This is a genomic window from Pseudosulfitobacter pseudonitzschiae (genome assembly GCF_900129395.1).
Lineage (GTDB): Bacteria > Pseudomonadota > Alphaproteobacteria > Rhodobacterales > Rhodobacteraceae > Pseudosulfitobacter > Pseudosulfitobacter pseudonitzschiae.
Genome location: NZ_FQVP01000002.1, coordinates 653,207 through 665,090, shown reverse-complemented (window position 1 = coordinate 665,090; position 11,884 = coordinate 653,207). Strand labels below are relative to the sequence as shown.

Annotated in this window: 8 protein-coding genes; 1 reads left to right on the top strand and 7 read right to left on the bottom strand. The window is 64.0% G+C overall.

The window, feature by feature from the left end:
• The first annotated feature begins 51 nt into the window (after positions 1-51).
• Positions 52-747: a CDP-alcohol phosphatidyltransferase family protein gene (locus BUC08_RS07500; protein WP_037925418.1), complete on the top strand. Its 696-nt coding sequence runs from the start codon at positions 52-54 to the stop codon at positions 745-747.
• Here the strand turns inward: BUC08_RS07500 and BUC08_RS07495 are convergent.
• From BUC08_RS07495 to BUC08_RS07465, 7 genes are all read right to left on the bottom strand, one after another.
• Positions 744-1,199, bottom strand: a complete 456-nt coding sequence (locus BUC08_RS07495; RefSeq protein WP_037925416.1) for a methylated-DNA--[protein]-cysteine S-methyltransferase — start codon at positions 1,197-1,199, stop codon at positions 744-746. The two genes, BUC08_RS07500 and BUC08_RS07495, sit on opposite strands and share 4 nt — an antisense overlap.
• Before the next feature lie 83 nt (positions 1,200-1,282).
• A complete protein-coding gene (locus BUC08_RS07490; RefSeq protein WP_037925414.1) occupies positions 1,283-2,695 on the bottom strand; it encodes an NCS1 family nucleobase:cation symporter-1 in 1,413 nt (470 codons plus the stop codon).
• A 232-nt stretch (positions 2,696-2,927) separates the two neighbouring features.
• Positions 2,928-5,897 carry an isoleucine--tRNA ligase gene (ileS, locus tag BUC08_RS07485; protein ID WP_037925412.1) on the bottom strand — a complete coding sequence of 990 codons (2,970 nt, stop codon included), beginning with the start codon at positions 5,895-5,897 and terminating at the stop codon, positions 2,928-2,930.
• A gap of 240 nt (positions 5,898-6,137) precedes the next feature.
• The gene (locus BUC08_RS07480) at positions 6,138-8,879 is read right to left on the bottom strand and encodes a DUF2339 domain-containing protein (protein ID WP_037925410.1); all 2,742 of its coding nucleotides are present in this window, start codon (positions 8,877-8,879) and stop codon (positions 6,138-6,140) included.
• 77 nt (positions 8,880-8,956) lie between these two features.
• Positions 8,957-9,952: a YcjF family protein gene (locus BUC08_RS07475; protein WP_037925408.1), complete on the bottom strand. Its 996-nt coding sequence runs from the start codon at positions 9,950-9,952 to the stop codon at positions 8,957-8,959.
• Positions 9,952-10,407: a GNAT family N-acetyltransferase gene (locus BUC08_RS07470; protein ID WP_037925406.1), complete on the bottom strand. Its 456-nt coding sequence runs from the start codon at positions 10,405-10,407 to the stop codon at positions 9,952-9,954. The genes BUC08_RS07475 and BUC08_RS07470 overlap by 1 nt, the downstream gene beginning before the upstream one ends.
• On the bottom strand, positions 10,404-11,810 hold the full coding sequence (locus BUC08_RS07465) for a YcjX family GTP-binding protein (RefSeq protein WP_037925404.1): 1,407 nt from the start codon (positions 11,808-11,810) through the stop codon (positions 10,404-10,406). The genes BUC08_RS07470 and BUC08_RS07465 overlap by 4 nt, the downstream gene beginning before the upstream one ends.
• Positions 11,811-11,884: the final 74 nt, after the last annotated feature.

Genomic DNA, 11,884 nt, shown 5'->3' with positions numbered 1-11,884 from the left:
CCTCCCGATTTCCTTTTGCATCCCTGCCGCCGATGCGCCATCAAGGGTGCCATGACTCGCCAGATGAAAGCCCTTTCCGTCCATTTGCTGACCGCTACGGGCGCGGTCTTTGCGATGCTGGCCATGTTGGCCGCAGTCGATGCCAAATGGGATCTGATGTTCTTGTGGCTGGTGGTGGCCTTTGCCGTGGATGGCGTCGACGGACCGCTGGCACGCAAATACGATGTAAAGAACAACGCACCCGAATTTGACGGCGTGTTGTTGGACCTGATCATCGACTATCTGACTTATGTGTTCATTCCCGCCTTTGCCCTGTTCAAATCGGGGTTGATGGACGGCTGGACCGGCTGGGTGGCGATCATCCTGATCACCTTTGCCTCGGCGCTGTATTTCGCGGACACGCGGATGAAGACCAAGGACAACTCGTTTTCCGGCTTCCCCGGCTGCTGGAACATGCTGGTGCTGGTTATTTTCGCAATCGAGCCAAACTTTTGGGTGTCGCTGGCGCTGGTGACGGTGCTGGCGGTGGCGATGTTCCTGCCGCTGAAGTTCATCCATCCCGTGCGCACCGAACGCTGGCGCAAGCTGAGCCTGCCGGTGGCGCTGGCATGGACAGTCTTTGCGGGCTGGGCTGCATGGGTGAACTTTCACCCCGACACATGGGCCATCTACGGGCTGGCGATCACATCCGTTTACCTGACATTTGCGGGCATCGCGCAGCAGCTGGTCTACGGTCGCGACGGCTAAATCAGGAAGCCGCCCGCGCCTTCGTGGCGCAACAGGGCCACCTTGGTTTCAACCCCGCCTGCCCCTGAAAATCCGGTCAGACCCTTGGCCCCCATCACCCGGTGGCACGGGATGATCACCGGTATCGGATTGCCACCGCACGCCTGCCCCACCGCCTGCGCCGACGCGCCCACGTCGCGGGCGATCTCGCCATAGGTGCGGGTGAAACCGTAAGGAATTGCAGACATCGCGGCACAGACTTTTTGCTGCAACTCGGACCCCGCCACGCGCAGCGGCAGGTCGAACCGTTCCAGCTGTCCGGCATCATAGGCGCGCAGTTGTGCCGCTGCATCTTGCAGCAGGGTGGTGTCATCCGTGCGCCCCGATGCGCCCCACGACAGCGCCGTGATCGCGCCGTCGTCTTCGGTCAGGCACAGGATGCCGAATTGTGTGGGAACATCATGCAGGTTCATGGACCGAGAATGCGGCCAAAGCGGCGCGCGCTCAACCCGTAACCTGCGCATTGCGCACCGCCCGTAGGCGGTGCGCAGGTCATTCAGCGTTTGGCGAGGACATAATACAGCGCGCCACCGATCAGCGCACCGATCACCCAGGCATAGCCCGACAATACGGCCAGCGCAGGCATCCAGACCGTTGCCACCGAAAACACGGCCGCGATGGCAAAGGCAACCACTGCGGGATTGTTCCAGCCGTTGCCAAAGCGGTACGGCCCGCCGACCTCGTCATACAGTCCCGCCACATCCAGCGTCTGGCGGCGCAGCATATAATAATCGACGATCATGATCCCGTAGATCGGCGCCAACGTCGCCCCCAGCGTATTCACAAAACCACCGATGCCGAAATTGGCGATAAAGCTGGTCCAAAGGCCGCCAATGACAAAGGCGAAACCGGAGGTGATCAGCCCCGCCAACCGAAAGTTGATCTTGCGCGGGGCCAGGTTGGCAATGCCGTTCACCGCAGGGATGAAATTGGCCACCAGGTTGATCCCGACCGTCGCCGCGAAAAAGGTGATCGCGGCGATGACACTCAGCAGCACGCTGTCGGTGCGCTCGACAATCTCGGTTGGGTTGATGATCGCCTCGCCGTAGACCACCGCGGCCCCCGCCGTGGTCAGCAGCGCCAGGGCCGAGAACAAGACCATGTTGAACGGCAGCCCCACAAGGTTGCCCAGCACCATGGCCGGCTTGTCCTTGGCATAGCGCGAGAAGTCCGAAAAGTTGATCATGACGGCGGCGAAATAGGCAACCATCGTGCCGACGATGGCCACGAACCCGTTGAATTCGGTCAGAAAGGTCGCGTCCGGTTCGACAAAGATCGACTGCGCCGCGTTCAGCAACTGACCATCCGCCTTTTGCCACAGTACGATCACCAGCCCGATCATCACCAGATAGACGAAAGGCCCCGCGATGTTCAGGAAGGTTTCGACCCAGTCCATGCCGCGCCAGAAGATCACGATGTGAAAGGCCCAGACGATCACGAATGACACCCAGTCAACGCCGGTCAGCCCCAGAACCTCTGTCCCGCCACTGATGCCCGTCAACGACCGGATCAGCAAGGCCACAGCGGTCGAAGCAAAGTAAACCTGCACCCCGTACCAGAACACCGCCACGATGGCCCGCAGGATCGCGGGCAGCTTGGCCCCTTGGGTGCCAAGGCTGGCACGGGCCAGAACCGGATAGGGAATGCCGTATTTCTCACCCGGCGCGCCCGACAGGTTCACCAGGAACATAACGAACAACCCCGCGCAGATCAGCGCGGCAAAGGCAGTCCAGCCGCTGACGCCGAACGAGATGAACAGCGACGCCACCAGCGAATAGCCGAACAGCGACTGGACGTCGTTTGCCCAGATGTTGAAAATGGCGAACCAGCCCCAGTTCTTTTCCGATGCGGTAACGGGATTCAGCGTATCGCCGCCCCCACCGATGGGGGTTTCTGTGTGAAGTGTCATAAGTGTCCCTCGCTGTTTATGCGAATCTGTTGTGGACGGCGGCCTTTGACCTTGGCGTCCTGATATTGCGCGGCACAGTGTGCGCCGCGGTAACGGGAACCTGTCACATCGGTTTGCGCCTGCATAGCGTCGAATTGATCACAGATTAGGCGTTGCGGGGAAAATGCTTAAATAAAAAGCGGCCCGCCCCCGAAACGGGAACGGGCCGCCAGAAGCGTGAAGTGGCGCTGGTTCAGCTCAGCGCGTCGTCGCAGCGTCCGCACACACCGGCATGGCTGTGCGTGCCCACATCGGGCAGCACCTTCCAGCAACGTTGGCATTTGTCGCCTGCGGCCTTTTCGAACACCACGCCCACGCCCGGAACTTCCGGCAGGCGGAACGCCTCGGCCGGGACCGCGTCCGACGTGATCGAGATGTCGGAGGTGATGCACAGATCCTCGAACGCCACCGATTGCAGCGCCGCGCGCAGGGCGTCGTCCTCGACATGCACGACCGGGGCCGCCTCGAGCGAGGCACCGATCACCTTGTCGGTCCGTTGCACTTCCAGCGCCGCCGTCACCGCGCGACGTGCGGCACGCACGCCCGCCCATTTCGCCGCCAGCGCATCATTGCGCCAGTCGTCGGGCGTTGCAGGGAAATCGGCCATGTGCACCGATGCATCGGCACCCGGGTTCCGCTCCAACCAGACCTCTTCCATGGTGAACACGAGGATCGGGGCCAGCCATGTGGTCAGGCGCTGGAACAACAGGTCCAGCACCGTGCGCGCGGCACGGCGGCGCAGCGTGTCGCCGTCGCAATACAGCGCATCCTTGCGCACATCGAAGTAGAAGGCCGACAGGTCCAGCGTGGCAAAGTTGAACACCGCCTGCCAGACGCCCTGGAAATCGAATGCAGCATAGCGCGTGCGCACCACCTCATCCAGCTCTGCCAGACGGTGCAGCACCCATTGCTCCAGCTCGGGCATATCGGCGGCTGCGGTCCGGTCGGCTTCGGTAAAGTCCGACAGCGACCCCAGCATGAACCGCATGGTGTTGCGCAGGCGGCGATAGCTGTCGGCCACCCCTTTCAGGATCTCCGGCCCGATCCGCTGGTCAGCGGTGTAATCGGACTGTGCCACCCACAGACGCAGGATATCGGCCCCGTACTGGCGCACGACCTCGTCCGGTACGATGGTGTTGCCGATGGATTTCGACATTTTCATGCCCTTGGCGTCCAGCGTAAAGCCGTGGGTCACCACGTTGCGATAGGGCGCGCGTCCGGTGGTGCCGACCGATTGCAACAGCGACGAATGGAACCAGCCCCGGTGCTGGTCGGTGCCTTCCATATAGACGTCCGCAATCCCGTCGTCAGAGCCGTCTTCACGGTCGCGCAGGGTAAAGGCGTGGGTCGAGCCACTGTCAAACCACACATCCAGAATGTCGGTGACCTGGTTGTAGTCGTCAGGGTTGACGATGCCGCCCAGGAACCGCTCTTTCGCGCCGTCCGCATACCAGACGTCCGCGCCCTCGGCCTCGAACGCTTCGACAATCCGCGCGTTCACATCCGCGTTGCGCAGCAGGAAATCGGCGTCGGTGGGCAGTGCGCCCTTCTTGGTAAAGCAGGTCAGCGGCACGCCCCAGGCCCGTTGACGCGACAGCACCCAGTCGGGGCGCGCCTCCATCATCGAGTGCAGGCGGTTGCGGCCCGATTTAGGCGTCCAGTTGACGTTGTCGATCTCGGTCAGGGCACGCTCGCGGATGGTCTTGCCGAACGTGTCCAGCCCGTCGCCCACGGGTTTGTCGATGGCGGCAAACCACTGCGGCGTGTTGCGGTAGATCACCGGTGCCTTGGAGCGCCAGGAATGCGGATAACTGTGCTTGATCTTGCCGCGCGCCAGCAGACCGCCAACCTCGACCAGCTTGTCGATGATCGCCGCGTTGGCGTTGCCTTCCTTGCCGTTGGGTTTCAGGATCGCCTTGCCGCCAAAGAACGGCAGGTCGTCGCGGAAACGCCCGTCTTCCATGACGTTATAGGTGATGACCTGTTCCAACATGCCCAGGTCACGGTAAAGCTCGTATTCTTCCAGACCGTGCGACGGGGCGCAGTGAACGAAACCGGTGCCTTCGGTGTCGGTGACGAAATCAGCGGCACGGAAATCGCGCAGGTCGTCCCATTCGCCTTTAGAGGCTTGAGTGTTTGCGAGAGGGTGAAGCAGTCCAGTTATTACTGCCGGGTCAACATCGCGCACGCGACGATACATGTTGGCATCCAAACGCGCACGAGACATTACTTCACCTGCCTGCTTGTCAGCCAAGATGAACTTCTCGCCGATGCTCGCCCAGCATTCATCTGGCGTGCCGATCACTTGGTACAGCCCGTAGTCAATCTCTTGCCCATACACGACAGCCTTGTTTGACGGGATGGTCCACGGCGTAGTTGTCCAGATAACAACCTGAGCGCCATCCATGTCAGAGACTAACGTAGACAGCTCCTGCTCAACTTGAATTTCATCGCTTTGGGTGACTACAAATTTTGAGCCAATAGCTTCTATTCCAGCCACCTTAAACTTCACCCAAACGGTAAAGCTCTCCTTGTCGTGATACTCGACCTCGGCCTCGGCCAGCGCGGTCTTTTCCACCGGCGACCACATCACGGGTTTCGATCCCTGATACAGCGTGCCGTTCATCAGGAACTTCATGAACTCCTCGGCGATCACCCGTTCGGCGTGGAAATCCATCGTCAGGTACGGATTTTCCCAGTTTCCGGTGATGCCCAGACGTTTGAATTCCTCGCGCTGGATGTCCACCCAGCCACGCGCGAACTCGCGGCATTCGCCCCGGAATTCGTTGATCGGCACCTGATCCTTGTCGCGGCCCTTCTTGCGGTACTGCTCTTCGATCTTCCATTCGATCGGTAGCCCGTGGCAGTCCCAACCGGGGATATAGCGCGCATCAAAACCCATCATCTGGTGGCTGCGCACGATCATGTCCTTGATCGTCTTGTTCAGCGCGTGGCCGATGTGCAGGTGCCCGTTGGCATAGGGCGGGCCATCGTGCAGCGTAAAGGGCGTGCGGCCCTGTTTCTCGCGCAGGCGGTCGTACACACCGATCTCTTCCCAGCGCGCCAGCCATTCGGGTTCGCGTTTGGGCAGGCCCGCGCGCATCGGAAAATCGGTGCGGGGCAGGTTCAGTGTGTCTTTGTATTCAGGTGTATCGGCGCACATGTCGGGCGTCCTTCGGATCAGGTCGGGAATATATGTTCAGTGAGGGTCGGTGCGATGGCTCAAACACCTGTTGCCCGGCGTCTCAAGTGTCAGAGCGCCGGGGAAATAATTCGAATAATGAGCGCGGATAGCATCATCATGCCCGCCTTATAAGCAGCGCAGCAAAGCCCGACAAGACCCCTTCTTTTGGCCTCAAATATCCCGGGGGGACGGCCCAACGGGCCGTGGGGGCAGCGCCCCCTAGTCCACCGTGTCCTCCTGCGCCGCCGTCTTGCCCTGCGCCCAGCGGTTCAGCCACGCCAGCCCCGCCAGCGACAGGCCCAGTACCAGCAGCGAGAAGACCCGCACCAGACCGCCCAGCCCCGAAATGTCGATCAGGAACACTTTGGCCACGGCCAGCCCGATCACCACCAGACCGGCCCGCCGCATCAGCGCCGAATTGGCCGCCATCGACTGGTAGAACAGCCCTGCCCCCGCCAGCAGCAGCGCCACGGTATAGGTATAAAGCTCGCCCTGCCCCATGCCATAGGACAGCTCCATCGCCTCGGCACCCTGCCAGAAATGGCGGATCACGCAGAACAGCCACAGCAGACCCAGCGCCCCCGACAGCGCCGCCATCGCGAGCCGCAGCAGGCGCGGCAGCGTCCCGATCCGCCACAGGCCCAGGGCCAGTATCAGCGCAGGTGCCAGATAGGCCGGTGCCAGCGTGTTGATCAGCGGCGGACCCGAGACATCCGCGAACCAGTCGCTCAGCAGCGGCGAGGTCAGAACCGTCGCAGCAAGCAGCGCCAGCAGACCGATCAGCGCAAAGACCGTCGCCAGCCCCGCCCGCAGCCAGCGCAGCAAAGGCCGCCCCGCCATCCGCTGCACCTGTGCCAGCGCCAGCCCGAACCAGATCGTCGCAAACAGGCCCATCGCCCAATGCGAACCCACGCTGTCCTCGTCCAGCACATAGGAAATCGCGCGGTAGACCAGCAGCGTCACCAGTATCCCGCCAAACGACCAGGCCGCGCTGTCCAGCATCAGCATCGCCTCGTCCCGCCGCCCCTGGGCCACGCGCGGGCGCAGCAGCCACAGCCCCGCCACCATCGCGGCGAAGGCGCTGCCATAGGCCAGCAGCATTTCCGCCAGCCCCGTATCAATGGCCCAGATCATTCCCGGATCGGCCACCAGCCGGTATCCCAGCGTGACCACGCCCGCCGCCACAAACCACGCCATCTGCGGCAGGTCGAACTTGCGGTCCAGCCACGCGGCCACCACAACCGTCACCGCAATCGCCGCCGTCAGCGCCGCCAGCGACAGGATCAGCACCAGCGCAAAGGTGATGCACGACAGCGCCGACAGTACGAAAAACGCGGTGCGCAAGCGTTGGTCGGGTCCGTCCACACGGGCAAACCGTTCGGCCATCACGCTCATCAGCGCCGCCAGCCCCGCTGCGTGCAGCGCCCATGGATAGGCCCCAATGGCCGTCGCCGGCTGCCATGTCACTTCGATCAGCACCGCCAGACCCGGTGCGATCACCGCCGCCGCCAGCGCCCACAGGGGGGCAAACGCACCGCCGCGCAGCGACCGCCACGCGGTCAGCAGCGACAGCACCACGCCGATGCCCACCAACGCGGTGACGGTCAGGGGGAACTTGGCCTCGGGCGCGTCCACATAGGTGTTCAGGTAATCGGTAACGATGGACGCGCGGTCCAGACCGACCAGCACAACCGCAGCGCCCAGGCCTGCGACCGGCAGCAGCGTCTGGTCCTGCAAGGCCGGTGCGCGCACCGACCAGCAGGTCCATGCCCCTGCCAGCACCGACAGCGCCAGCACCGACACCCAAAACTCGGCCACACCGCCATGCGCGGTCATCACCAGCGAAATCACGGTGACACCCAACGCCCCGGTGGCCAGCAGCGTCGGGAAGATCGGGCGTTCCCGTTTCGCGAGTTGGTGCACCATCGCTCCGCTGTGATCCGGCATCAGCGACCGCGCCGGGATCAGCACAGCCATCAGCGCCAGCGCAAAGACATAGGCCACAAAGGCCGCTATCGTGTCATCCGCGCCCACGACCAGCAGCCAGCCTGCGACATAGCCCAGCACGAGGCTGAGCACCGACACCCAGGCCCAGCGTTTCAGCGTGTCGATGCCCAGGCCCAGGGCCGCGATAATGGCGAAATAGCCGTAGAAAATCGTCGGATTATCCGACGACCCGCCCACCACGAACGGTGCGGCAAAGGCACCGATCACGCCCACAGCCGCCAGAAGCGGGCCGTAGAACCAGCCCAGCACAAGCGCGACCAGCGCCACCAGTACCATACCGATCAGCGCCGTTTCCGGCCCGATCAGCTCATACAGCAGCCGCGCCGACAGCACGCCGCCGAACAGCGACACGATGCCCGCACCGGAAAAGACCGACGGCAGATAGGCGGTGGTCGTGTCCTCGCCATCGCCGAACCGGCGGCGGATGTATTCGCCCGCGCCGATCAGCACCACGCCAAAGGCCAGCGCCGCAACCACCCGTGCCGTGGGCGGCAACAGGCCGTTTTCCATGCCGTATTGCACCAAAAACAGCCCTGCCAAAGCCAGCGACACGGCCGACACGGCGTAGAACCAGTTTTCAACCAGCCACGCGCTCAGCCGCTGGGTCCAGTCCGGGCCTTCGGGCTGCGGGCGTGGGCGCGGCGCGGCTGGTGTCGAGGTCTGTGCGTTTGTCTGCCCCGCTGCACGCGCGGCGATCACGGCAGCGGCCGGTGGTGGTGGCGTTGCTGCGGGCTTGGCCGGTTCGGCCGGTTGGGGCGACGGCGTTGACGCCTGAGGCGCGGCAGTTTCCGCAGTTTCCGAAGGTTCAGAGCTGGACCGCAAACGCAGCGCCGTCAGCTCTTTTTCCACTTCGGCCAGGCGGGATTTCACGCCGCTGTGGCTGATCAGCAGATAGATCACCGCGATGGGGATCGCCACAACGATCCCCCCGATCAAAACCAGAAGACCTTCCATCGCGCCCTACCCCCAAGCAACATCCAAAGCGCAAGTTAACGCTTTGACGCGGTGGCGCAAAGTGGGGAAATCCAGACCTAGCGTTCCTTGGACCCGAACAGGCCCGTCAGGCTGCGCTGAACGATGCCGCGGCTGGTCGGGCGCTTCCCCGCGGGGAACGGCAGCGGGCGGCAGACGTCCATGGCGGCCACGCCGACGCGCGCGGTCAGTGCACCGTTGACCAGCCCCTCGCCAAAGCGGCGCGAGAGCTTGCCCAGCAACGAGCCGCCCAGCACCGGCTCCAGCATATCGTCACCCACGGCCACCGCGCCAGTTGCCACCAGATGCGACAGCACCGCGCGGGTCAGCCGCCAGCTTCCCAAAAAGCCCGAGCGTCCGCCATAGACATCGGCCACGCGGCGGATCATCCGCAGGTTGGCCGTCAGCGCCGTGGCCACATCGGCCAGCGCCAGCGGCACCAGCGCCGTTACGGCGGCGACCTGACGGGCGGCGGCCTCGACCTCGCGCGAGGCGGCCACATCCAGCGGGGCCAGCAGTTCGGCGTCGGCTAGGGTCAGCAGGGCGGCGGCATCCATCTGGTCGCCGCGCAGCTCTTGCAGCCGCTCGCGACCCCAACGGGTGTCCTCGCGTCTACTATACAGCGTCACCAAACGGTCGGTGACCTTGCGCGCGGCAGGCAGGTCGGCGGCCTCGATGGCCGTGGCGGCCTGATGGCGCAGGTCGTCGATGCGGGTCAGGCGTGCCAATGCGGCCAGTTCGCGGATCGCCATCAACAGCAGGATCGCCACGAACAGGGCGAACAGCCCGGTCACGATCCAGCCCAGAACAGGGGCGCGGTCAATCAGACCGTTGGCGAAATCCCATGCGGCCACCGACACAACCGCGCCGATCAAGGTGGTCGTCACCCACCAGAACAGCCGCGCCAGCGTCGACGGGCGGCGCGCGGCCATACGCGCGGCGGCCTGCATCGCACGGCCCTGCGGCAACGGCTCTTCCAGCGTGTCGGGCACGGGCGGTGCGTCGGCGACCGAGGGCGTTTCGGACAGATCAATCAGAACCGGACCTTTGGCCATTACAACGTCTCCTTGTCGGCATGCCATTCATAGCGGACATCGGGCAGACCCACGTCATTGCCCGCGCCGTCCGTGTGCTGCACAGGCCGAAAGCCCGCGCGTTCGTAAAATCGGTTCGCGCCTGCATTCGCGGCAAAGGACCACAGGCCCAAACGCCTGTGACGTGCCTTGGCATGGTTCAGCAAGGCCGTGCCCGCCGCACGGTTCTGCGCCTCGGGGGCGACGTAAAGCGCCTGTATCTCGGTGTCCTGCAAGGCCAGAAACCCGACCACCCCAGCATCTGTACGCGCGGTGGTCACCCAGCCTGCGTCGATCATGTCAGCGGCGAACATCACCTCTTCGGCGCGGCTATGGACGCGGGGCAGCCAAGGGGTTGCATCGACATTCGCGCCAAGGATCGCCCCCACGGTGCCCGCATCCAGCGGACGGGCGGCGCGGATTTCAACGGCGTTCATAGCTTGTCCCCGATCAGGAATTGCGCGGCGCGGTCCAGCCGGATGTGCGGCGGCCCGTCACCGGGGCGCAGGGTCAGCGCGGCGGGCGCAAAGCGCATCACCTGATAATCCCCCGCCAGCCAGTTTTCACCGCGCTGTGGGTTCAACAGGTGCGACGGATCGCTGGGCAGATGGCCGGGAAAGAACGCCGCCTGCTTGCCGGTGTCCAGCAGCTTGCCCTGCACCATGCCCAATGTCTCGCCATCATGCGGCATATCCGTTTCGGTGGTCGCACGCAGCGACGCAATGGCCAGCGATTGTGTGTCAGCGCCCGCAAAGCGCGCCTTGTCGGTGGCGTCGCGCACCAGTGCCTGCATGATCGCGGTCAGTTGCGCGTGCTGGCTGTGGTGCAGGTGGTCGGCCTTGGTCGCGGCAAAGAGGATCTTTTCAACCCGTTTGCCCATCAGCAATCGCGTCAGGAACGCATTCCGACCAGGGCGGAAGGCCGACAGGATCTCGGTCAGCGCGCCGCGCAGGTCTTCCAATGCCGCAGGGCCGTTGTGGATCGCGCCCAAGGCATCGACCAGCACAACCTGGCGGTCGATGCGGGCGAAATGGTCGCGGAAAAACGGTTTGACCACCTGCGCCTTATACGCCTCGTACCTGCGGTCCATCTCGCGCAGCAGCGACCCGCGCGGGGCAGCACCGGCAGGCAGCGGTGCAAAGGTCAGGACCGGAGAGCCCGCCAGATCGCCGGGCAACAGGAACCGCCCCGGTGCGCAATCGGAATAGCCTGCCCGCCGCGCGTCTTGCAGGTAGGCGGCAAAGCTGGCGGCCAGATCCTGCGCTAGCGGCTCGTCCAGCTTTGCCGACCCATCCACCTGCGCCACCTTGGCGCGGTAGCCGGCGGCCTCTTCGCGGCTGGTGATGGATTTCAACGTGGCGGCGGACCATTCGGCATAGGTCTTGTCCATCAGCGTCAGGTCCAGCAGCCATTCGCCGGGGTAATCCACGATGTCGATGTGCACCGTGCGCGGCCCTTTCAGCCCCGCCAGCAGCCCCTTGGGGCGCACCCGCAAGCTGACCCGCAGTTCCGAGATATGCCGCGTGCTGTCCGGCCAATGGGCAGGGTCGGCGGTCAATGCGCCAAGGTGGCTTTCATAGTCGAACCGCGGCACCGTGTCGTCCGGCTGCGGTTGCAGGAATGCCGCCTCGATCCGCCCTTCGGAGGCCGCCAGCAGATGCGGCATGCGGCCCCGGTCCAGCAGGTTGGCAACCAGAGATGTGATGAACACCGTCTTGCCCGACCGCGCCAGTCCCGTGACCCCAAGGCGGACCACGGGTTCAAAAAATGTCTCGGATACCGTGTCCTGCATGTTTTCGACGCTGCGCACCAGGTTGTCGGCTATTGCTGATATGACCACGTGGTCCCCTTGTTCTGCCCGATCACCCCGAAAGGTGACGCATGTTGTTGAGGTGAACATAGGGTGTCCACCAC